At 63.7% G+C, this 23498-nt stretch carries 17 protein-coding genes; 11 read left to right on the top strand and 6 right to left on the bottom strand.

Annotated features, from left to right (window positions below; translation table 11 throughout):
- Positions 1 to 12: 12 nt before the first annotated feature.
- Entirely contained in the window at positions 13 to 1206 is a 1194-nt protein-coding gene (locus tag E8Q41_RS23915; RefSeq protein WP_170976596.1) for a glycosyltransferase family 4 protein, read from the bottom strand.
- Between the two features lie 74 nt (positions 1207 to 1280).
- Complete coding sequence (locus E8Q41_RS23910) at positions 1281 to 2396, bottom strand: DUF2865 domain-containing protein (protein ID WP_137158075.1); 1116 nt, start codon at positions 2394 to 2396, stop codon at positions 1281 to 1283.
- A gap of 131 nt (positions 2397 to 2527) precedes the next feature.
- On the opposite strand from E8Q41_RS23910, the gene E8Q41_RS23905 reads away from it, so the two are divergent.
- On the top strand, positions 2528 to 3382 hold the full coding sequence (locus E8Q41_RS23905; RefSeq protein WP_137158074.1) for a UDP-2,3-diacylglucosamine diphosphatase: 855 nt from the start codon (positions 2528 to 2530) through the stop codon (positions 3380 to 3382).
- Positions 3383 to 3455: 73 nt separating this feature from the next.
- On the opposite strand, the gene E8Q41_RS23900 is transcribed toward E8Q41_RS23905, so the two are convergent.
- On the bottom strand, positions 3456 to 4718 hold the full coding sequence (locus E8Q41_RS23900) for a Glu/Leu/Phe/Val dehydrogenase (protein ID WP_137158073.1): 1263 nt from the start codon (positions 4716 to 4718) through the stop codon (positions 3456 to 3458).
- Between the two features lie 465 nt (positions 4719 to 5183).
- On the opposite strand from E8Q41_RS23900, the gene E8Q41_RS23895 reads away from it, so the two are divergent.
- Complete coding sequence (locus tag E8Q41_RS23895) at positions 5184 to 6410, top strand: MFS transporter (protein WP_137158072.1); 1227 nt, start codon at positions 5184 to 5186, stop codon at positions 6408 to 6410.
- On the opposite strand, the gene dgcA is transcribed toward E8Q41_RS23895, so the two are convergent.
- Entirely contained in the window at positions 6362 to 7345 is a 984-nt protein-coding gene (gene dgcA / locus E8Q41_RS23890) for an N-acetyl-D-Glu racemase DgcA (protein WP_137158071.1), read from the bottom strand. The genes E8Q41_RS23895 and dgcA overlap by 49 nt on opposite strands.
- Before the next feature lie 138 nt (positions 7346 to 7483).
- Between dgcA and E8Q41_RS23885 the strand changes: the two genes are divergently transcribed.
- The 7 genes from E8Q41_RS23885 (at position 7484) to E8Q41_RS23855 (ending at position 13352) form a co-directional block, all read left to right on the top strand.
- Entirely contained in the window at positions 7484 to 8641 is a 1158-nt protein-coding gene (locus E8Q41_RS23885) for an ABC transporter permease (protein WP_246660307.1), read from the top strand.
- A 7-nt stretch (positions 8642 to 8648) separates the two neighbouring features.
- Positions 8649 to 9458, top strand: a complete 810-nt coding sequence (locus E8Q41_RS23880) for an ABC transporter ATP-binding protein (RefSeq protein WP_137158069.1) — start codon at positions 8649 to 8651, stop codon at positions 9456 to 9458.
- A 54-nt stretch (positions 9459 to 9512) separates the two neighbouring features.
- On the top strand, positions 9513 to 10883 hold the full coding sequence (locus tag E8Q41_RS23875; protein WP_137158068.1) for an MlaD family protein: 1371 nt from the start codon (positions 9513 to 9515) through the stop codon (positions 10881 to 10883).
- Positions 10884 to 10894: 11 nt separating this feature from the next.
- Complete coding sequence (locus tag E8Q41_RS23870; RefSeq protein WP_170976595.1) at positions 10895 to 11503, top strand: ABC-type transport auxiliary lipoprotein family protein; 609 nt, start codon at positions 10895 to 10897, stop codon at positions 11501 to 11503.
- 191 nt (positions 11504 to 11694) lie between these two features.
- Positions 11695 to 11997 (top strand): type II toxin-antitoxin system MqsR family toxin, encoded by a 303-nt coding sequence (locus E8Q41_RS23865; RefSeq protein WP_137158066.1) that lies wholly within the window; start codon positions 11695 to 11697, stop codon positions 11995 to 11997.
- 2 nt (positions 11998 to 11999) lie between these two features.
- Entirely contained in the window at positions 12000 to 12407 is a 408-nt protein-coding gene (locus tag E8Q41_RS23860) for a type II toxin-antitoxin system MqsA family antitoxin (RefSeq protein ID WP_137158065.1), read from the top strand.
- A 258-nt stretch (positions 12408 to 12665) separates the two neighbouring features.
- Positions 12666 to 13352: a DUF930 domain-containing protein gene (locus E8Q41_RS23855; protein WP_170976594.1), complete on the top strand. Its 687-nt coding sequence runs from the start codon at positions 12666 to 12668 to the stop codon at positions 13350 to 13352.
- 66 nt (positions 13353 to 13418) lie between these two features.
- Here E8Q41_RS23855 and E8Q41_RS23850 read toward each other — a convergent pair whose 3' ends face one another.
- Entirely contained in the window at positions 13419 to 21275 is a 7857-nt protein-coding gene (locus tag E8Q41_RS23850; RefSeq protein ID WP_137158063.1) for a hypothetical protein, read from the bottom strand.
- A gap of 435 nt (positions 21276 to 21710) precedes the next feature.
- Here E8Q41_RS23850 and E8Q41_RS23845 point away from each other — a divergent pair, with 435 nt between their 5' ends.
- Positions 21711 to 22079, top strand: a complete 369-nt coding sequence (locus E8Q41_RS23845) for an Hpt domain-containing protein (RefSeq protein WP_137158062.1) — start codon at positions 21711 to 21713, stop codon at positions 22077 to 22079.
- A gap of 88 nt (positions 22080 to 22167) precedes the next feature.
- Positions 22168 to 22488 (top strand): 2Fe-2S iron-sulfur cluster-binding protein, encoded by a 321-nt coding sequence (locus E8Q41_RS23840; RefSeq protein WP_137158061.1) that lies wholly within the window; start codon positions 22168 to 22170, stop codon positions 22486 to 22488.
- Positions 22489 to 22811: 323 nt separating this feature from the next.
- On the opposite strand, the gene E8Q41_RS23835 is transcribed toward E8Q41_RS23840, so the two are convergent.
- A complete protein-coding gene (locus E8Q41_RS23835) occupies positions 22812 to 23417 on the bottom strand; it encodes a DUF922 domain-containing protein (RefSeq protein ID WP_137158060.1) in 606 nt (201 codons plus the stop codon).
- Between the last annotated feature and the right edge of the window lie 81 nt (positions 23418 to 23498).

The raw sequence follows: 23498 nt of genomic DNA, 5'->3' as shown, positions 1-23498 counted from the left end.
GCGATGTCCGCCTCAGGCCCGGTTTGTCAGGACGATCTTGCGCATCTGCTCGGCCGTGCGCGACCAGGAATAGCCGCCGAGCTTGGCCGCGCCGCGTTCGCCGCGACGGCGGGCGTCATTGCGGTCGCGCCAGGCGCGCTCGAGCGAATCCTCGATTTCGTCGACGCTGCTTTCGCCCCAGCCGGAAACCGAGCCGACGCCGGCGCCTTCGCCCGACACGCTGGCTTGCGTTTCCAGCGCATAGCAGTTCTTGCCATCGATCAGGTCGAGATGGCCTGTATTGGCCGAAAGAATGGTCGGCACGCCGCAGGCCATGGCTTCCATGGCCACCAGATTGGTGCCGCCTTCGGAGCGGTTGGGGAACAGCGCCACGTCCATCTCCCGCAGGATCGGAGGCATCAGCGCATTCGGCACCGCGCCGAGATCGAGGAACTGTGTTTCCGCAAGCCCGTTGGCGCGGGCCCAGGCGGCGAGGTCGGGCTTGTTGTCAGCGCCGAAGGGCAGGGGCGCGGCTTTGCCGGAACGGTCGAGCGTGCGGGCGAATTGCGGCCAGGGGCTATGCCAGGCGGTGACGAGCAGCGCCTCGGGATGGCGCTTGGCGAAGCGCGCGAAGCCGGCCATCACCAGATCCTGACCCTTGCGCAATTCCAGCTTGCCGCCGGAAAACACCATGAAGCGATCCGACAGCACGCCCTGCCGCTGGGCGGGATGGAACAGGGTCGGATCGATGCCCTGGATCACCGTGGTGACATTGGTCAGTCCGTAGGCGCGCAGGATGTCCTCATTCCAGGTCGAGCCGCAGACGATCAGCGGGAAGCGTTTGGCCCGCGCCAGCGTCTCGGCCGACAGCTGCGGGATTTCGAAGAACACCACGCCGATGGTCGGTTTGCCGTGGATTTCTGTGTTGTGCGGCCCCTTGCTCATCGAGAAGTCATTGCCGAGCGCCGCGAGCAGCGTCGCCTCGACATTGGCCGCTTTGCCTTCGAACGGCTTGAGCTGCGACACGAACTGACGGGAATTATATTCGAAACCGCGCAGCGCCAGCCGGCGCAGCGGATCGACCACCACCTGATCGGGATTGTAAGGGAAGGAGGTGCGGGCTTCGATGCCGGAATCCCCCGCCCAGTTGAGCGCGAGGTTCAGGCCATAGACGCCCCAGCCGAAGAAGCTCGAAATTCCCCAATGAATGATGACCTGTTGATTCATGCCCGTCCGCCCCAGCGATTCTCTGTCGCGACTGTAGTGGAGGAGCAAGCTGGATAGAACCTTGACCGCAGGTTTTATCCGGCGTCTTTTTCCGCTTGTGCGGGATTGCGGAAATCGATGGCGCGATCGTCGGGCAGGAAGGCAGGGCCGATCAGACGGATTTTCGGATCGGGCGTGTAGGGCCGTTCGACGGCCGGCGCGCTCTTCGCATCCACCTGCGCGAGCCCGCCCCGCAATTGCGGCTTGACCCAGACGATGGAGTCGGCCGGCTTTTTCGGCAGCGCCTTGCCTGAAACGATCGCCTCCCGCCGCAGCATTTCCTTGTAGTAGAGCGAGAAATTGCAGCCGCATTCGGCTGTCTTCGGTTGGGTGCGGAAGCGCCAGGCATAGGATTGGCCCGCATAGTCTTCACCCGACACCGCCGAGCGCATCTCCGTGCTCTCGCTGGCGATGCTGTGGTAGAACAGTTCCGTTTCTCGGCCCGGGCACATCATCGAGCAGACCTGCGCGTCGCGCTGGAAATTGAAGCTCGAGGCGCGCGACGAAATCGGGAAATAGGCGCCGTCGCAGGTGCGCACGCAGAGCGTCACCAGCCCGCCATTGTCGCCGGCGCCGCCGAGATCGACGAAGCCGTTGCTGGCGGGGTCTGGTTCGCTTTGCGGCGCGCGGATGATCTCCATGCCGCCGGGCGCGTCCTGCACCAGGGGCTCGTCCGTCTCGCCGGGGGTGCTGACCAGTTGCGGCGCGCTGTTGCAGTCATAGGCGTCGAGTTCGTCCTCGATCCGGCGTCGATCCCGCGCCCGATCCTCGGCGTCGGACAGAAGCGAGATGCGCTTGCTTTCCAGGATGGACAGGTTGCGGCGCATTCGCGCCTGCTTGTCCTCAAGCTCGGAACAGGCTGCGTCCGTTTCGCCGCCCACGGTCAGGATGCTGCCGGAGGAACAGCCTTTCTCCCGGAGCGCGACCGCGAGCGCGCGCAGCGACGTTTTCTGGTCATTGATGGCGCGGGCGTATTTGAGGCTCTCGGCGACCGGGTTCTGGCGTCCCGAAAGCGTGGCGAGATCGAAGCTCAGCCGATCGCAGATATCCGAGGCGAACGCCGCGCCGGGCAGGGCGAGGCTCGCCAGCACGACAGTCAGGATCAGGCGTGATGTCATGACCGCGCGACGCACCTTGTTTGTGGATTTCATGTCCCAGACCCGCGATCATTCGCCGAAAAACATGAATGCGGGCTTAACGATCCGGCTGCCGGCCCTCCTGTCATAATGGTGAAACAGGACTCTGCTTTTCGAGAGGCACGGAAAAATCGTGAGGCGATGTCATGTCCCAAGATACAGATACTCTCAATACCCGCCGCGTGCGCACCCTGTTTCTCTCCGACATCCATCTCGGCTCCAAGGCGGCGAAAGCGGATTTCCTGCTCGATTTCCTCCGCGTTCACGAAGCCCAGACCATCGTGCTGGTCGGCGACATCGTCGACGGCTGGCGGCTGAAGCGCAACTGGCATTGGCCGCAGAATTGTAACGACGTGGTCCAGAAGCTGCTGCGCAAGGCGCGCAAGGGCGCCCGCATCATCTATATCCCCGGCAATCACGACGCCTTCATGCGCGATTATCCCGGCATCCATTTCGGCGGCATCGAGGTCGAGAAGAGCATCATTCACGAGGCCGCCGACGGCAAGCGCTATCTCGTGCTGCATGGCGACGAATTCGACGTGGTGGTGCGCAACGCCAAGTTCATCGCCCATCTCGGCGACTGGGCCTATGACATGGCGATCGCGCTCAATGTGCTGATCGCCAAGGTCCGCCGTCGCCTCGGCCTGCCTTACTGGTCGTTTTCCGCCTGGGCGAAGCTTCAGGTCAAGCGCGCCGTCAATTTCATCGGCGAATTCCAGAATGTCGTCGCCGAGGAGGCCCGCCGCCACCAGGTCGACGGCGTCATCTGCGGCCATATCCACCACGCGGTGATCGAGGATATCGGCGGCGTCAAATACATCAACACCGGCGACTGGGTCGAAAGCTGCACCGCCATCATCGAGAATTACGACGGCACGATGGAGCTGGTGCGCTGGAACAAGGTGGAGAAGCCGAATTCCGAGGCTAGCCCGCTCGTGCCGATCAAGCTCCTGACCGCGCCCAAGCCCAAGATGGAAGTCGCAGCGCGGGCGGCTTTCTGATCGACTGACCCCGAATGAAAAAGGCCGCGACGGGCGAACCGTCGCGGCCTTTCGCGTGAAATGGCGTTGTTTCTCAGGGGAACAGGCCGCGAGTCTCCTTGGCCTGAGCGACCTTGTCGACGCCGATCGCCATGGCCGCGACGCGATGGGAGATGCTGTCCTTCTCCACGCGCGCGATGACCCGCTGGAAGGCGTCGTCGAGCAGGCCGCGCAGGCGGTCGAGGACTTCGTGCCGCTTCCAGAACAGCTGCTGCAGATCCTGCACCCATTCGAAATAGCTGACGATGACGCCGCCGGAATTGCACAGAATGTCCGGTATGACGAAGATTTCGTCGCGACGCTGGTCGAGCACGGCGTCGGCTTCCGGCGTCGTCGGGCCGTTGGCGGCCTCGGCGAGAATGCGGCACTTCAGCTTGGCCGCGACGTCTGCGTCGATCACCCGTTCGATCGCCGCCGGCACGAGAATGTCGCAGGGCTGGACGAGCAACTGGTTCGGATCGAACAGGGCTTCGCTCGAATAGCCCTTCAGCGATCCGTGCTGCGCGGTATGCGCGATCAGCGCGTCGACGTCGAGGCCCTTGCGGTCGAGATAGCAGGCGGTGTGGTCGGAGACGCCGATGATCTTCACGCCCTGGCGCGCAAGTTCGATCGCCGCATAGGAGCCGACATTGCCGAAGCCCTGGATGATCGCGGTCGTCTCGGACGGCGTCATCTTCAGCCGCTCCATCGATCGGCCGATCAGATGGGCGACGCCGAGGCCGGTGGCTTCACGCCGGCCTTCGGTGCCGCCGGAGGAGACGGGCTTGCCGGTGACGATCTCGTTGACCGTCTTGCCCTGATACATGGAATAGGTGTCCATGAACCAGGCCATGACCTGCTCGTTCGTGCCCATATCCGGCGCCATGACGTCGATATGCGGGCCGACGAAGGGGATCATTTCCTGCATGTAGCGCCGAGACAGGCCCTCGAGCTCGCGCTTGGACAGCGAATAGGCGTCGACGGTGACGCCGCCCTTGGCGCCGCCATAGGGCAGGCCGGCCAGCGCGCATTTCCAGCTCATCCAGATCGCCAGCGCCGAGACCTCGCCGATGTCGACGCTGGGGGCGAAACGCGTGCCGCCCTTGGTGGGCCCGAGCGTCAGATGATGCTGGACGCGATAGCCCTGAAACACCGCGACCTCGCCATTGTCCAGATGGATCGGGCAGGAAATGGTGATGGCGCGCTTGGGATAAAGCAGGCGGTCCCGGCGGCCTTCGGGAATTTCGAGGTAATCCGCCACGCTGCGAAACTGGTTGCTAGCCATTTCGAACACCGGACCGGTATAGATGCTGGACATGTCACTCCCCCTGCCGCCTCTGAATCGGCTAATTCATGGTCGACGGCTACCATGAGTAGAAAATGAAGTCATTCTCCGCATGTGCGGATTTTTCCGAAATCGGCCTGAATCGTGACGAATTTGAGCCGAAAGTCCAGAAAAATCCGAAATATTCGAATGAATGTGATGTTGAATCGCGATTCTGGTTATAAAATCCTACAAATCGCATCAAAAATCACCTTTCATCCTGAAGTCACGATATCAACTATCGGTAAGACGGTCATCGCAAATTAGCCGGTCAAAGCCGTAAATAATGCGGAGTGTTGCGGCTTTGCAATCAGTATGACGAATTGACCGGGCGCCTCAATTTGCCATGGCGAAGCAGCTGCGCGAGTGATAGCCGATGAATGTCCCGGCCCGTTCCTTGTTTCGTCGGGGCGCCGGAGGAGGCCGTCATCCCCGATGGCCGGCGACAGGAATACCAGCATGCATCAGTCCCTTTCCGCCAGCCAACGCGCCGGCGCGCCGCGCCTGTTCGGATTGCGCGTCGCGCTGTTGTTCTGCGCCCCGCTGATGGTCAACGGCATCGGTCTGCCCTATTTCCCTGTCTTCCTAGATTATCTCGGCATGAGCGACGCCGAAATCGGCATCATCCTCGCCATGCCGCATCTGCTCAGAATGATTGGAACGCCGCTGGGATCCTGGGCAGCGGATCGCGCGCCCGACCGCGTTCATGTCCTTGTCTGGTCGTCGGTCGTATCGTTGATCACGGCGCTGGCGCTCTGTTTCAGCCAATCCTTTTGGGCGGTGCTGATCATCTACGGCCTGCAGGGCATCGCTTACGCGCCCTATGTGCCGGTGGCCGAGGCCATCCTGGTGACGGGGGTGCGCCGCTGGGGGTTCGATTACGGCGTGATCCGGCTTTGGGGCTCGGCCGCCTTCATTCTCACCAATCTGATTGGCGGCTGGCTGTTCGCCATTGCCGGTGGCGGCATGGTGGCGCCGGCCATGGCCGTCTTTTTCGTCCTCACCATCGTGATGGCGCTGACGGCGCCGCGGCTCGGCCGCGCCGGTTTTCGCGCGAGCGCTGCGGGCGACGCGGCGCCGATGGCCGGGCCGTCGCCATTCCTGAAGCCCTATTTCATTCTCGTGGTCGGCGGCGCGGCGCTGTCTCAGGGCAGCCATGCAATGCTCTTCACCTTCGCCTCGATCTATTGGGCCAAGCAGGGCTATTCGGGCGAGGCGATCAGCCTGTTCTGGGCGGCGGGCGTCGTGGCCGAAATCCTGATGTTCTGGCTGTCGGCGCGCTTCCTGTCGCGCATTTCGCTCTGGGGGCTCATTCTGTTCGGCTGCGGCGTCGCCGTGCTGCGCTGGATCATCTTTCCGATGGAGCTCGGCTTCTGGGGGCATCTCGGCCTGCAATGCGCCCACGCCTTCACCTTCGCCACCGCCCATATCGGCATCCAGCGTTTCCTGATCGCCAATGTCGATGAAAGCCGCGAGGCCTCGGCGCAGGGCTATTACACCACCATGATCGCGCTGTTCATGGCGCTGGGCACCTGGGTGTCGGGCTATCTCTACAATGCCTTCGGCGTACACGGCTTCTACGCCATGTCTGTGGCCGCCGGCCTCGGTTTCGTCATGGTGCTCTGGGCGCGGTTCCTTCAGCCCCAGAGCGCAGGCGCAGGCGGCGTCACCGTCGAACCCTCATAGACCAGTCCCGGCTCGCAATCGCGCGCGAGCAGCAAGGGACCGTCGAGATCGACGTAATCTGCGCCTTGCGCTAGAAGCGTCGCCGGCGCCATGGCCAGCGACGAGCCCACCATGCAGCCGACCATGATCTTGAAGCCCAGCCGTTCCGCCTCGCGCTTCATCGACAGAGCCTCGGTCAGCCCGCCTGTCTTGTCGAGCTTGATGTTGACCGCGTCATAGCGGTCTCGGAGACCGGCGAGATCGGCGGTCGCATGCACGCTCTCATCGGCGCAGATCGGAACGGGCCGATCGATCGTCGCCAGCAACTGATCGCGACCGGCGGGCAGGGGCTGTTCGATCAGGCTCACCTTGCATTCGGCGGACACCGCCAGCAGCCCGGCAAGCGTCTCCTCGCTCCAGCCTTCATTGGCGTCGAGGATCAGCGCGCTATGGGGCGCGCCGGCGCGGACGGCGCGGATGCGCGCCTCGTCGCCCTCGGCCCCGAGCTTGATCTTCAGAAGCCTGCGATGGGCGTACTGCGAAGCCTGCCGCCCCATCGCGTCGGCGTCTCCCAGAGACAATGTGTAGGCCGTCACCAGAGGCGCGGGCGCGGTGACGCCGATCCGGTCCGCGACCCGGCCCAGCCCGAGCTTGGCTTCGAGATCCCAGAGCGCGCAATCCACCGCATTGCGCGCCGCCCCGGGTCGCATCTTGCCGAGGAGATGCTCGCGATCGAGCCCGCGCGCGACCGCGTCCCCGATTGCCGCGATTTCGGCTTCGACGCTCTCCATCGTCTCGCCATAGCGGCGATAGGGCACGCATTCGCCGCGTCCGACCGCTGCGCCGTCGCGGATCGCGCAGACGATCACCTCGGCCTCGGTCTTGGCGCCGCGCGAAATGCGGAACTCGCCGGCGATGGGATAGCGTTCAAATGTGATTTCCAGGGCACGCGTCATGATAGAATCCTCAATCGCGTCATGCTGATCAAAACAGCGCCTTGCTCCTGTGATTAAACTATTGTCAATAGTCCCCTTACGTGACTCGCTTGGGTCGCGACGAGTTTTTAGTGCAAGGCGGCCATGAGGGCCGTCCTATTGAAGGATGACCCTATGCAGCATGCGGCGGACGCGGCTGTCCTGAGTGCTGAAGACAGCGCCGGCGCGCTTATCCTGCGCCTGAAGGGCGCGTGGCTGAACAGCACCATCGCGCCCGTCGAAGCCGAGCTTCGCAGCGCCGCCGAGAGAAACGCCAGCCGCGTGTCGCTCGATCTCGCCGAGGTCAGCCAGATGGACACCGGCGGCGCGTGGATTATCCGGCGCGCCATGTCCGCCTTCGAAGCCCGAAATATTGCTGTCGAGCTCGACGGCGCAGGGCAGGATATCGCGGAACTGATCGCCGCCCTTCCGCCGCAACTGCCGGAACCGAGTTTCGACGCTTCGCCGCGTAAACCGCTGTTCGATCGGCTGTTCGAACCGCTCGGCAGACTGGTGATGAGCTTCGTCGAGGATTTCCTGCAGGCGATGTCGATCATCGGCGCGGCGGTGCGCGGCGCGCAGCTCAAGCTGGGCCGCGGCAGCGGTCTGTCGCCGGCGGCGGTCTTCACACAGCTCGAACAGATGGGCGTCAACGCCACGCCGATCATCGCGCTGATGTCCTTCCTGATCGGCGCGATCATCGCGCAGCAGGGCGCATTCCAGCTGCGTTACTTCGGCGCCGAAGTCTTCGTCGTCGATCTGGTCGGCATTCTGCAATTGCGCGAGATCGGCGTGCTGCTGACCGCGATCATGGTCGCAGGCCGCTCCGGCAGCGCGATCACGGCCGAAATCGGCTCGATGAAAATGCGCGAGGAAATCGACGCGCTCCAGGTCATGGGCCTCAATCCGGTCGGCGTGCTGGTGTTTCCCCGCCTTCTGGCGCTGATCGTCGCGCTGCCGCTTCTGACGGTGATCTCCAATTTCGCGGCGCTGATCGGCGCGGCGCTGGTGGCCAATGTCTATTCGGGGGTGACCTATGAGGTCTTCCTGGCCCGACTGCAGGGCGCGATCGATATCTCCACCATTGTTTCCGGCATGCTGAAGGCGCCGTTCATGGCCCTGATCATCGGCATCGTGGCGTCGATCGAGGGACTGAAGGTCGGCGGCAGCGCGGAGTCTCTGGGCAAGCATGTGACAGCCTCGGTGGTCAAGGCCATCTTCGTGGTGATCCTGGTGGATGGTCTTTTCGCCATGTTCTATGCAGCGATCGATTTTTGAGGCGGGCATGGAAAGTGTGACGAACCATCAGACTGGGGCGGCCAAGGGTGAAAAGGACGTCATCCTGTCGGCGCGCGGCGTCACCGTGGGCTTTGGCGATCATCTCGTGCTCGATCAACTCGATCTCGACGTCTATCGCGGCGAAATCCTCGGTTTCGTCGGCGCGTCTGGCACCGGCAAATCCGTGCTGATGCGCACCATCCTGCGGCTTATTCCGCGTCGAGCCGGCGAGATCCGCCTGCTGGGCGCCGATTACAGCAAGATGCCGGACAAGGAGCGTTTCGAGCTCGACATGCGCCTGGGCGTGCTGTTCCAGCATGGGGCGCTGTTCTCCGCCCTGACCGTCAAGGAGAACATCCAGTTTCCGATGCGGGAATATCTCGACCTGCCAAAGCAACTGATGGACGAGCTGGCGCGTTTGAAGATCGAATTGGTGGGGCTGGCTCCTGAGGCGGGGGACAAATATCCATCCGAACTGTCTGGCGGCATGATCAAGCGCGCGGCGCTCGCCCGGGCGCTCGCGCTCGATCCGGCGCTGGTGTTTCTCGACGAGCCGACATCCGGCCTCGATCCGATCGGCGCTGCGGAATTCGACCAGCTGATCGCCAAATTGCGCGATACGCTGGGGCTGACGGTCTACATGGTGACCCATGACCTCGACAGCCTGTTTTCTGTCTGCGATCGGATTGCTGTGCTCGGCAATAAACGTGTAATGGTGGAAGGGACGATCCAGGACATGCTCGATTGCAAGGATGCATGGGTCCAGTCTTACTTCCGCGGCAAACGCGCGCGCACTATTCCGGGACTGGTCACCTAACGTCAATCCAAAGGGATTTCAGTGAACCCTTTTATGAGTGAAACGGCTTGAGGCATGGAAACGAAAGCAAATTACGCAATCGTCGGCTTGTTCACCCTGGTGGTGCTGCTGCTTGCCTTCGGCTTTGTCTACTGGATGTCCGCCTATGGGCGCGAGGGCAAGATGGAGCGGCTGGTGGTGCGCATCCCCGGCTCCGCCAACGGCCTGAGCGTCGGCTCCGCCGTCCGCTTCAACGGCATTCCGGTCGGCACGGTCCGCGCGCTCGACTTCGACCGCAAGGACCCGCGCTTTTCGCTGGCCGTCACCGAAGTGCGGGCTGACGCGCCGATCTATCCCACCACCCGCGCCGTGCTTGAAATCCAGGGCCTGACCGGCGCCGCCTATATCGAACTGTCGGGCGGAAACACGCAGCAGGAGCGTCTGATCGATAAGGCGCTGAAGGCGGGCGAGGTGCCGACCCTGCTGGCGGAGCAATCCGGCGTCACCAATATCGTCGCCACCGCCTCCGAGATCATGAACCGAACCGAGACGACGCTGATCCAGCTGCAGGGTTTCGTGAACGACAATCGCAAGCCGTTGACCAGCACGATCTCCAATGTCGAGGTCTTCTCGCAGGCGCTCAAGAACAATTCCCAGGGCATCGATGAATTCCTGCAAGCGGTGACCTCGCTCTCCGGCACGATCAAGGGTCTCTCCGGCCGGCTGGATTCGACCCTCGCCTCCGTCGACAGCCTGGTGAAGGCGGTGGACGCCAAGAAGATCGACGCCATTCTCGCCAATGCCGAAAAGGTCAGCAAGGATTTGGCCGACGCGTCGGGCGGTGTGGGGCAGGCCGTCGACACCTTCAACAAGACCGCCGAAGCCTATCGCGTTGTCGGCGAAAAGGCGGCCAAGACGCTGGACAAGGTCGATCAGCTGATGGCCGCGGTCGATCCCGCCGACGTCAAGAGTTCGGTCGCAGATATCAGGGCCGCCGTGGCCGACGCGCGCCAGGCGATCCAGACCTTCCGCGGCGTCGCCTCCGACATCGAAAACCGCCGTCCGGACATCGACAAGACCATCAAGAACATCTCGGAAATGTCGGACAAGCTGAACAAGGCCTCGACCCGCGTCGACGGCATCCTCGCCAAGGCGGACAGCTTCCTCGGCACGGGCGACTCCTCGTCGCTGTTTGCCGATGCCCGGGAAACGCTGAAATCCTTCAAGCAGGTGGCCGACAATCTGAATTCTCGCATCGGTCCGATCGCCGACAATCTCGCCCGTTTCTCGGGCTCCGGCCTCAAGAATATCGACGCGCTGATCTCCGACACCCGCCGCACCGTGCAGTCGCTGGATTCGGCGATCAACCGGCTCGACCAGGATCCGCAGCGGCTGCTGTTCGGCGGCGACGAGGTCAAGACATATAAGGGCAGGGTCCGGCATTGATGGCGCATGGGATGAACAGGACAAGGGAGCGTAGCGTGATCCGACTGGCGAGGGCATCTTTCATGGGCGCATGCCTGCTGGCCCTGGGCGGCTGCCTGGGCGGCGCGCCGGACGACACGTTTTCGCTGACGGCGGTGCGCGGCGTCGAAGGACCGAAGCTCACCAAGCGCCAGATCCTCATTCCGGAGCCGACCGCGGTCAAGGCGCTCGATTCCGAACAGGTGGTGATCCGCGTCAGCCAGTCCGAAATCCAGTATCTGGACAAATCGCGCTGGAGCGACCGCCTGCCCAAACTCGTGCAGGCCCGCCTCGTCCAGGCCTTCGAAAACACCGGCCGCCTGGGCGGTGTGGGCACGCCGGGCCAGGGCCTCGCCATCGACTATCAGGTCATTACCGAAATCCGCTCCTTCGAAGTCCAGGCCTATGGCGGCAGCCGCGCCCAGGTGGAGATCTCCGCCAAGCTTCTCAACGACCGCACCGGCGAGGTGCGCGCCAGCCGCGTCTTCACCGCCAGCGCGCCGCTGAGCGGCTCCGGCAACGAGGCCTTCATCAAGGGACTCGACGCCGCCTTCGGCAAAGTGACGGTGGACCTTGTGGGCTGGACGCTGAAGGCGATGTGACGGCGGGGGCTGGGACCACTGGACCACATTCACACTCCCTCTGCTGGTACGATGTCGTGAAAGCCGAAGAGGCTGAGTTGGAAACAGGCATTTTTTGACGGCATCATCTGTCGATGCCTTCCATATTGACTGCGAGCGCAATTTTGAAAGCTGAACACTTGAAAATTAACCCTTAAAGGGTAATTTGTCCCGTGGAGAAGAAAAAGGCTCATTACGACCTCTTGGCGATTGTTGCCGATGTCCGAAAGCTGAGAGCGGCCGCCTTCACCAAGGCGGCGCTGGATGGCGGACGAAGAATGGGCTTTACCTCGGCGGAGATGATTGACGTCGTATGCAGCCTGTCAAACAAACACCTGTACAAATCCATGACCACCAATGCTGACAGCAGGGTTTGGCAGGACGTCTATCACGCGAAAACTATTTGGGGCGTGGTCTACATTAAAGTGACACGACGCGAAGACGGTCCGCCAGTCATTCAGTTCAAGGAGCTCTAGCCATGGCGAAAAACTGCCTTTGTGGTCACGCCGACGCTGAAATGTCTCGTTTTGAAGGCGAAACGCATTCGGTGGACTTTAGAGATCTCAAGCGCGATGTGGACGGATTGTCCGGATATCGTTGCAGCCTCTGCGGCGATATCGAGTTCGACCCCGAAAGCGCAGAGCGATATGCCGAGGCAGGGGACACCTTGGTGCTGGAAGCGCGCCGCGCGGTCGGACAAGAACTCCGCCGGATCCGCAAGAAGCTTAGGCTCAGCCAGATCGAAGCGTCGGAGCTCACAGGCGGCGGGCACAATGCCTTTTCACGATACGAAACCGGAAAGGTCTATCCGACGGCGGCGATCGTAAATCTGTTCCGGGTTCTGGATCGTTATCCCGAGGTGGTCGAGGAATTGAAGCGAGCTTGATGACGAAAACTAAGTGGCCCGTGCGATGCGTCGCTGATGCAGCCAAATTCGGCATGGAGACGTTGAGGGCGCTCCAGAAGCAGGAATGGTTTCGACGAGCGCGGTGACGAACCGACGCTTTTGCGCCAGAAGCGGGTATCCATCACAATTCCAGCCCGAATCTCGTTGCAATGTCCCCTCATGGCCGAGCAATGCGGAGGGGGCGATGATGGAACCGACGGTCGCGGTAGGGAAACGACCCGACCTGCGTCTTTTCCGATGACCATCGCGAACGTCTCGCCTGATCGCTGGAAGGTCAGTCTGCTTCTGTCCGTCTGCGGTCACGCAGCGGCGGGAGCACTCTTGTTTCTGAACCTCAATCGGCCCCAGCCGCCGGCGCCTCCTATGGAAATCGTGGTGTCATTGGTCGAGGCTGCAGCAAAACCGGCGATTATCGTAGACGAGGCCACCGCAGTGGAAAAGGCTCCGCAGGCCGCGCAATCAGACGATCCGCCCGCTAAACCTCTCCCGACGGCTGAGCCGCCACACCCGAGGCAGAACCTCTCCAACGCTTTCCGAAGAGCGCAGGACTTGTTCGCTTCGGCGGCGCTCGCCGATCCCCGTAACGCCCAGGCCCGCGAAGCTCTTCGGACGCTGGCGGCGGACGAAAGGCGGATTCAACTGTGCAACCTCGAAGCAATGGAGCAGTTGCGTCGGGCCAGCCATGTTTCCGCCGACATGGTTGCGCCCTATGCCTTCCAGGATCTCGCTATTCGTGCTGATGAAATCATCGCTGACGGCGCGGCGGTGAGAGCCGGCCGTGACTGGCGTCGGCTCCGCTATCGCTGCGCGATCGGAACCGCGGCCGAGGCTCCGTCCGATTTCGTTTTCGCGCTGGGCGACGATATCCCGAAAGCGCAGTGGAGCGATCACTTCCTGACCGCCGACCAGCCGGCCGACGAATAACCTCCGCAATGGAAAAGGCCGCCCGATCTCCCGGACGGCCTTCAATCTCATCATGCAGGCTTTCTCTTACGAAAACCGGCCCGCCGCATGCGCCAGCATGGTGTAGACCTTGCCGGTGTCGGAGGTGAGGTAGCTCTGCGTCAGCGTCTTGTCGCGGTCGTTGCGGGCCACATCGTTCAAGAGCTTTTCGAAGTCGCCGATATAGCGGTCGACGGCGGAGCGGAATTCCGGCTCGCGGTCGTATTTGCGCTGGATCTCGTCGAAGGTCTGCTGGCCCTTGAGCGTGTAGAGACGGCGGGTGAAGACGTCGCGCTCGCCGCGATGATAGCGCCGCCAGAGATCCACCGACGCCTCGTGATCGATGGCGCGGGCGATGTCGACCGAGAGCGAATTCAGCGATTCCACCACCTGGCGGGGATTGCGGTTTTCCACGCGGGTGGCGGCCGGGGCAGCCGCGCGCGCGTCGGCCTCCGCTTCGTCGCGGGACGCGTTGCGGAGCAGGTCGCTGATCCAGCCCTGGCCTTCTTCGCGGCGCGCCGTTGGTTGCGCCGGGGCGGGACGCGCGTCGCGCGGCGAAGACGGCCGGTTCAGCGGATCGACGCCGAGGCTGCCGCGCAGACCGAGCGGTTCGCGGGCCGGGGCGGCCGCGCTTCTGTCCTGGCGCGGAGCCGAGGTGAGCGGGATCGACGGACGTTCCGCAGCCGGCTGGGTCTCAGCGCGGCGCGGTTCGGCTGCAGGCTGCGGCCGGGACGCCTGCGGGGCGACCGGCGGCCGCGCCTCGGGCGCCCGCTGTTGCGGTTGCTGCGCGGTCACCCGCTGCGGCTCGGGACGGGCGGCCTCGACAGCGACGGGCGCAGGGGCCGGCGCGCGGGGAGTCTGATAGGCCGCCGGCTGCGCCTCGACACGAGGAGCCTGATAGGCGACCGGCTGGGCTTCCACCCGCGGCGCGGCGTAGACCGGCTGCTGCTCGACGCGGGGCGCAGCCTCCTGTCGGACCGGACGCGGCGCTTCGAAATGCGAGGCGGACACGCCGATGATGCCGGTCAGTTCCTGCAGCGCGCGGACCTGCTCGGCCACGGCGCGGCGCATCTGGGCGGCGTTTTCTTTCGCTTCTTCCGGCAGGTCGAAGGCGCCGCGCTTCAGTTCCGCGCGGGTGTCGGTGAGTTCGCGGCGGATTTCGCCGGCGGTGCGGCGGATCTCGTCGGTTGCGCCGGCGAAGCGGTTGATCGAATCCTCGATCGCCGCCTGTAGCGCCTGGCGCATGTCTTCGGCGGTTGCCGTCGAGCGCGCGCCCGTTTCGCCGAGCATGCGGTCGACATCGGCGAGCGAACCCGACACAGCGCCGCGAAGCCGTCCGGCCACCTGGTCGGCCTGTTCGCTGGCCTTGCCCAGCGCGCTTTCGACGGCGCGGCCCGCATCCTGAGCCGCGGCCCCGACATTGCCGCGCAGCGCATTGGCCATCTGCTCGGCCCGCTGTTCGGCTTCGCCCAGCACCTTGCCGATATCGGCGAACGATGTCTGGATGCCGGTGCGGACCGTGTTGGTCACCTGGCCGGCGCGGTTTTCCGCCCGGTCGAAGGCTGCTTCCACCAGGCCGGACACCGAGCGCATGGTGTTTTCGATGTCTTCCGAGCGGCGAACGAGGCCGACGGCCAGGGCCTGCAGCGCCTCCTCGCGTTCGGCAAGCGTCGAGACGAGGTTCGATTGCGCGGCGCCGAGGAGCGTCGACGCCTGGCCGAGCACCTTGGAGTGATCGTCGAAGCGGCCGACGAGCTGGCCGATCTGGCCGAGCGTGTCGTTGGAGACCGAGGAGAGACGCTCCGCATTGCCTTCGAGCAGACGAGCCGCTGCATTGACCGAGTCCGAAGCGCGCGCGGCGCTGTCGGAGAAGCGGCCTGCGGTGCTGTTGAGCGTTTCGTCGATCGCGCCGAGATTGGCTGTCGCCTCCGCCACCAGCTGCTTGAGGCCGGCATTGCTCTGGCCGAGCGCGTCGATCAAGCCGAGCGCGGTGGCGCGCAGCGATTGTTCGCTGTCGCCGAGCGCGCGGGTCGCCTCCAGCGTGCGGCTGGAGATGGCGTTGACCAGGGCGGCGTTCTCGCCGCGCAGCAGGGCCGCGCCCTGTTCGGCGGCGCTGCGGATGTCTTCGGCGGCCGTCTGTCCCAGGCTCTGCAGGCTCTCGGCCGCCGGCCGCGCCTTTTCCTCGATCAGGCGGTTGAGTTCGGCCGAGCGCGCCGCCAGCATGGAGTTGAGTTCGCGGGTGCGGTCGTCCAGCGTGGTGCGGATCGCCTCGTTACGGGCCGCCAGCGCCTTTTCGGCCGAGGTCAGGCTCTGGCTGATCGCCGCGCCGTCGTTCATCACCTTCTGCTGGGCCGCGCCCACCTGTTCTGCGAACTGGTTGGCGTTGCGGGCGAAGTTGCTGGTCAGGGCGTCGGTCTGTTCGGCGAGCTTGCCGGTGAAGGTTTCGGCCTCGCCGGCGATGCGGCCGGTGAAGGCTTCCGCATCCTGCGTCAGCTTGCTTGCGAAGCTCTCGGTCTCGCTGACCAGCTTGCCGGTGAAGGCGTCGGCGCCGGACGCCAAACGGCCGGCATAGGCGTCTGCTTCGGACGACATCCGGTCGGAGAAACGGTCCGCTTCGCTGGACAGCCGCGCGCTGATGAGCTGCGCATCGCCGGTGAGCCGGGTCGCGAACTGGTCGGCATTGGACTGCACGGTGCTGGCGAAGGCTTCCGCCTCCTCGGTGAGCCGGCTGGAGAAGCCGGCGCTGCGGGCCGCCATCTCGTCGGCATATTCGAAGGTCTTGCCGGAGATCTGGTCGATCGCCCGCTGCGCTTCGTCGTCCATCGATTGCGCGGCGTCGATGACGGCCGAGCGCAGGGTCGAGGCGAGGCCGGACGCCTTGCCGTCGATCGTGCGCGAGACGTTCTCGAGGCCGATCGTCAGCGCGCGATCCATGGTCTGCAGACGTTCGTCGAGATGCGCCGTATGGCTTTCCAGAGTTTCAGAAATGCGGCTGGCGCCGGTTTCGGTGACGCGATCGAAGGACTGGATCTGCGTTTCGATCAGCGAACCCAGCTTGACGCCGGCTTCGTCGATCGTCTGGGCGAAACGGCCCGCATCGTCGCGGATGCCGGTTTCCAGTCGATCGAAGCTGGTGAGGATACGGCCGCCGGTTTCGTCGAACCGGTTCGACACCGTCTCCAGCGCCCCGTCGATACGCTGGCTGAAGGTTTCGGCCACTGTCACAATTTCCGCCGCCTTTTCGCCGAAACGCTCTGTGAGCGTCTGGGCGGAGCGGCTCATGGACTGGTCGAGATTTTCCGACGCTGCGGCGAGCGCCTGTTTAAGCGCCTCTTCGCGCTCTTCGAGCTTCATGTCCAGCATCATGATGTTGGACAGCATGGAGGCAGCGCCGCTTTCAAGCCGCTCGTCGATCGACACCGTCGAGGCTTCGATGGTTTCCTGCAGCGCCTGGCGGTGGGCGGAGATCTGGGCCGAAAGCCGCTCCGCCATCTGGTTGAGCGACAACGTGCTGTCGTTCAGCGTGTCGCGGATCGCGCCATGGCTGAGTTCGACGCCGGCGTTCAGGTTGGAAAGCGCCGAGAGGAACTGGTCGTCCAGCGACTGCGCCACGCCTTCCACGGCGCGGATCATGCTGTCCTGGCGTTCGGCCAGGCCGGCTTCAAGCCGTTCTATATTGTTCAGAATTGTTTCGGAGCCACGCTGGAAGCGCTGATCCAGAGTGGCGCCAGACGATTCCAGCGCATGTACGAAAAGTTCCTGGCGCAACGACAATTCGCCGTCGAGCCGGCTCGTGGATGCTTCGATCGCTTCGCGCATCGATTGTTCGCGGGCCTCGAGCGTCATGTCGAGCGACATGATGTTGGAGAGCAGGTCCGTCGCGCCGGCATCGAGTTTTTCGCCAATGGCGCGCGATGTCGCCTCGAGTGACTGTGTCAGGCTTTCCTGGCGCTGGGCGAGGTCGCTGCCCAGGCGATCGACCGTCGTGGAGATCGTCTGGCTGAGCGCGATTTCCCGTTCGCCGAGTCGGGCGTCAAACTTGTCTACCGAGGCTGAAATCGCTGCCGCTCCGGTATCCAGCCGTTCGCCGATCGCGCGGGTGGTGGCGTCGAGCGTCTGGGCGAGGGTTTCCTGGCGGCGGGCGAGATCGTCATCCAGCCGCGCGGTCGAGGCTTCGATCGCTTCCCGGATCGACGCCTCGCGGGCTTCGAGCGTCATGTCGACCGACATGATGTTGGAGAGAAGATCGGCGGATCCCGTCTCCAGCCGCTCTCCGATGGCGCGCGCCGAGGCGTCGAGCGTCTGGGCGAGGGTTTCCTGGCGGCGCGCGAGATCGCCATCCAGCCGCGCGGTCGAGGCTTCGATCGTTTCCCGAAGTGACGCCTCGCGGGCTTCGAGCGTCATGTCGACCGACATAATATTGGAGAGTAGATCGGCGGAACCGAGATCCAGCCGTTCGCCGATGGCGCGCGCGGTGGCGTCAAGGGCCTGAACGAGGTTTTCCTGGCGCTGGCCGAGTTCGGTTTCGAAGCGATTGCTCGCAGCGGCCACGGCCTCGCGCAGCGCGCTTTCGCGCTCCTCGAGCTTCATGTCCAGCATCATGATGTTGGACAGCATGTTGGCGGCGCCGGATTCGAGCCGTTCGTCGATCGAGCGCGAGGATGCGTCGACGGTGTCGCGCAGCGCATCGCGATGGGCCGAGATCTGGGCGATCAGCCGTTCGGCGGTTTCTTCCAGCGTCAGGCCGCTCTGGCCGAGCGTCTGGCGGAGCGCCTCGTGGCTGCGCTCGACATCGGCGTTGAGGCCGCCCACGGTCGCGATCAGCCGCTCGTCGAGCGATTGGGCGAGGTTTTCGATGGCTGTCGCCAGGCTCGCCTCGCGCATGGCGAGCGTTTCCTCGACCTTGCGCGCATTGGCGTTCAGCGCCGTGGCGCTCGCCTGCATGCGGCTGTCGAGCGCGTCGGCGGTCGCATCGAGCACCTGGCGCAGGCTGCGTTCGCGCTCGGCGATCTTTTCGGAGAAGCTGCCGGCGCTGGTTTCGAAGTCGGTGGCGCTGCGGGATAGGGCGTCCTTGAGCTGGCCGGTGGTCTGTTCGACCGAGGACGTCAGCGAATCCGTTGCGCCGTCCACGGCGGATGTCAGTTTCTGGGTCGATTGCTCGACGACATTGCGCAGCCTGCTCTCGCCGTCTTCGAAGGACATTTCCAGCATGCTCGCGCCCATGGCGATGCTGGCGCCGATGCCGGTGGCCTGCTCGTTGATGGTGTCGTCGAGTTGCTTGCGGCCTTCCTCGAGCGCGATGGTGATGGCGTTGGAGCGATCCTCCAGCGTTTGGCGGATCAGGTCATGCGTGGTGGCGAGCTGGATGCCGAGATCGGCGCCGCCATTTTCCAGCGCTTCGGAAATGTCGCGCACGCCCTGCTCGATCGCGCCCTGCACAAAGCGGGCGGTGTCCTGCGAGGCGCCGGCGATGCGGCTCGCGCCGTCGCCGAGGGTCTTTTCGATCTCGCCGGCGCGTTCGCGCAGCGTCTCGTCGATCCGCTTCTGATGCTCGCCATAGACGGCGGCGATGGTGATGGCGTTTTCGCCGAGCGTTTTGGCCAGCCGCGAACGGGCGTCTTCGGACGCGCCGGTGATCAGTTCCGAGCCGCGCGCCATGGCGGTGTCGAGGCGCTGCTGATTGTCGGTGAGCGCCTTCTCGATCGCCTGGCCCTTTTCGTCGAGCATGCGGGCGAGCGTTTCCGGCGTCGTGCCGATGGCGTTCTCGATGCGCGCGCCGCCTTCCGCCAGTGATTTCTCGAGCCGTTCGCCGCCGGTGGCGACAGCGGTTTCGATTCGGGCGGCGCTGTCGGCCAGCGACCGTTCGAGGCTGGAGCCGCGGCCGTCGATGAGATCGGACAGGCGGCGCTCGCCGTCGCCGATCGTGCCGGCAAGTGTTTTTTCCGTCTTGTCGAAAGCCGATATCAGCGCGCCGGAACGCTCCGACAACAGCGCGCCCAGCCGCTGCTCGCCGCCGGACAATGTCTGGTCGAGCTTGCGATTGGTCTCGTCGAAAGCGGCGGCAATGCCCGAAGAGCGGTCGTCGAGCAGGCTCGACATACGCTCATGGCCGGTGGTGATGGCGGTTTCGATCGCCTGCGTGCGTTCGGCGATCTTCTGGGCCAGCGCATCGGCGCGCGCGCCGAAGCCGCTGTCGAGTTCCTGATTGGCGCGGCCGATCACCTTGGTGATGTCGCCGACCTTGGCGTCGAGCGCCGTTTCGATGACTTCCTGCCCGGCCCCGAGCGCGGTTTCGATGGCGACCGCCTGACCCATGAAGGACTGGGCGATCCGCTCCAGCGAGGATTCCAGCGTGCTGCCCAGCGCGTCCTGGCCCTGGCCGAGCGCCTTGTTGATGCGGGTGAGGCTCTCGTTGAGCTTGGCGTCCAGCGAGCCGGCGCGCTTGTCGAAGGCTTCCGCGAATTCGCCCAGCCGGCCGTCGAAGGCGGACGACACCTGGTCGACCGAGGACTTGAGCCGCTCGTCGAGGAAGGCGGTGCGGACGTCGAGATCCATGATCGCGTCGTCCGTGGTGCTCTTCAGCGCCTGGCGGAAGCTCTGGTTCTTCTGGTCGAGCGTCGCGTTCAGCGATTTCAGCATCGATTCCAGCGAATTGCTGATCACGCCGCCACTGTTGGTCAGCGTTTCGTTGATCTGCCGGGTGCGGGCGATCAGCGTCTCGTTGAGCTGGCGCGTGCGGTCAGCAAGCGCCGCGTTCAGCTTTTCGGTGGTAGCGTCCACCATCGAGGCGCGTGTCTCGAATTCGGACAGCAGCTTGTTGCCGCGCTCGTTGATCGTCACGCCGAGCGTTTCGATGCGGGTGTCGAATTCCTCGGTCAGAGCAAGGCCCGAGGTTTCGAGCGCGCCGACCAGCTCTTCCGTCTTCTTGGAGAGGACCGAGCCGATCGTGTTGGCGACATTGCCGCTCTTCTGCATGATGATCGCGGCTTGCGTGTCGATCATCTGGGCGACGGCTTCGCCCGAGGTGGCGATGTTCTTGGCGATGGTCAGACTGGCGCTGGCGAGTTCGTCGCGCAGCAGATCCTGCGCGCCGGTGATCGAGGAGCGCACGCGTTCGGCATGGCCGATGATCGCCTCGCGCTCGCTGCCGAGCTCCTGCACCAGGCTGCGCACGCGCAATTCGTTGTCGCTATAGCTGCGCTCCAGAGCATTCACTTCCGAATGAACGAGCGTTTCGAGTTCGGAGGCGCGGGCGATGGTGCGCTCGATGCCTTCGTTCATGGCCGAGACTTCGCGGCGCACGGCCTGACCGACGGTCATGATGCGCTCGGCGGCGATGCTTTCTGGTTCTGCAAGGCGCAACGCTACTTCCGCCATCGAGCGGGCGGCGTTCTTGAGTTCCTGCGCCCGGGCGATCATCGAGGCGAAAGCGAAGAAGATCATGACCGGGAAAAGGATGCCGATCAACGTCGGCAGCGCGCCCGGAATGGCGCCGAGATCGCGCAGCGACGAGATCTGCCAGATCTCCGGCGCATAGAGGAAATGGGCGGCGACGAGACCGAGAAGCACCCAGAGCGCGGAGATCGCGGCGGCAATCCGCATCGGCGATTTCGAGCGCGGCGCGTCGAAGCCGCGGGTGAGGGCGGCTGCAGCGGTCGGCAGGGGATCGTTGGCGGGGCGGTGCGACGGGGCGCGCGGGCCGGGCTCCGGGCCGAGTGAACGGGCATTGTCAGCAGTGCGTTGCTGCGGGTTTTTTCCGGGCTGATTTGCGACGTCGGACACACGGTTCTCCCGCTGCTGGGGCTGCGTTCCGGAATGGTCGTCCTGAAAGTCGATCGCCAGGGCCTCTTCCAACGCCCGATAGGCGTTTTCCGACACGGCGTCGTTTTCGTTCTTAATCGTCATTCCGAACTGCCTCGTTTTCCTACCTCGTCGCTGTCGCTCTGAACGAGAACGAAACGTCGAGGCCCTGCATTCGATCCGGCAATAGTCGCATGTCACGCCACAGGGGGCGATGGATGCGTCCCGCTGGAACGTTACTTTCGCGGCCGCTGGTTAAACACGACCTTATTACCCACGTTACGTAGTGGCACAGAAGCCGTTTTGATACAATCACTTGTGGGAAAGCTCGGCGCAAGGTTGAGGGGATATTAACGACAATTTGGCCGCGTTCGCCGGAAAAGCCAAGTGATTAGGCCTGTTTAGGCTTCGTTAACCATCTTTGCAAAATGCCTTCCCTGAAAACGCCTCAATTAAGCGTTCTTGCGTCCGTTGCTGCGACACTCTCAGTCATAAGAAAACTCGCATGTGTCACAAACAAACAAGAACAGGGAAAAGAACATGGCAGCCGCATCCATCGCCTTCGAAGCGCCCGATAACTACGCATCCGTCGCGCCGTCGCGGGCCCGCCCCATCGATCTCGTCCATCTTGCGCGACAGACCTCGGGCGACAAGAACCTCGAACTCGAAGTTCTCAACATTTTTGCGCGTCAGGCCCGCAACTGCATGGCGGAACTCGCCGTCGCGGCCAATGACAACCGCGCCGCAATCGCCCATCGGCTGAAGGGGGCGGCGCTCGCTATCGGCGCCTTCAGCGTCTCCTCCGTCGCCGAAAAGGTCGAAAACGACGCCAATGACGCCGCAGCCCTCGCAATGCTCAGCGCCGCCGTCATCGAAGCCGAGAATTTCATTCTCAAGCTGTCGCGTTGATCGTCACAGGGCCAAACGCCTGTTGTTGACGCATTTCTGAATATGTTGGAAAAGGCTGGCCAGTCTTTTCCAACATGTCAGGACCATCATGCCGAAACTCACTTTCGTCGCTTTTGACGGCGCCCGCTTCGATGTGGACGCCGCTTCCGGATCCACGGTCATGGAGGCCGCGATCCGCAATTCTGTTCCCGGCATTCTCGCCGAATGCGGCGGCGCCTGCGCCTGCGCCACCTGTCATGTCTATGTGGACGACGCCTTCGCCGAAAAGGCGGGTCGTCCCGATCCGATGGAAGAGGACATGCTGGATTTCGCTTACGACACCCGGCCGACCTCGCGTCTCTCCTGTCAGATCAAGATGACGGACGCGCTTGACGGCCTCATCGTGCACATTCCCGAAAAGCAGAGCTGACGGTTTCGATAGCCGACAAAAAAAAGCCTCGCTCGGCAGTCAAGACGAGCGAGGCAAGTAAGACGCATCGTCAAACAGGCGAGGGAGGAGACACCTGTTGCCACTCCAATGCGTCAGGGAAACCGCATGACACCGAAGAAGGCTGCTCTACGCCGCAACCGCCTCAACCTCGTCCGGTAATTGAGACCCTATTTTAGCGAGGCATCAAGTTCAATTGGAACAAATAGCGAGCTAATTAACAGGAAAGGCGCAAGCTCCGCGCAAGTCTGTTGAGGCATTCGAGCACGCTTTGCCGAAAATCCTGGAGAACTGGCGGATTTTTGCTATTCCGCGCGGCCCGTTGCCCGGTAACGCAGCAGTCGCGTCATGCGAGCGCTGAAATTGACGGCCTCGATTCGATCGAATCGCTTCTGATCCGCATCATGGTCTTCCAGCGCCTTCGCCGTCGCCAATGCGACTTTATCCTTCAGCGCCTCGCAATTCTTTTCAGGCCTCAGCGACCGCAGCGTCTTTTCCAGCGCGCGGGCATGGTTGCGGGCGATCTCCGCATGCCGCTCCTCATGCCGCTTGATGTCCGCCGACAGCGTGTCCCACAGCAGAGCCATCCGCGCGTCGGCCTTGGACCGGTTTTTCCATCGCGGCAGCATCATCTTGGTCGTCAAAACGATGCGCGCCTCGCCGATGCTGCAGCGGCCTTCTTCGGCCACATAGGAGGCCTTTCCGGCAAATGTCACGCGCGTCGCGCCCGGATGCCGCCGCCCGGTATTCAGAAGCGGGCCATGTTCGGCCATTTCCCGGTCGAGATCGGCTGCGGTTTTCCCGCCGATGCTGAAATAGGTGACGGTCTTGCGCGCGATCATTTCCGAATGGGCGACGGGAGCGATAGCGAGAATGGCGACGGCGACAGCGAGACGGGCCATTCTGTTCATTGGTTCACTCCTCGCATCCCCTGCGCGTCCTCGACGCCGGCGACCATTTTCAGTCATTGTCTGCCGCCGCGCAATATGCAA

The sequence above is a fragment of the Rhizobium sp. FKL33 genome, from assembly GCF_005222915.1.
Lineage (GTDB): Bacteria > Pseudomonadota > Alphaproteobacteria > Rhizobiales > Rhizobiaceae > Rhizobium_E.
Note: the sequence above shows the minus strand (reverse complement) of the source record. Positions and strands in the feature narration are given on the sequence as shown.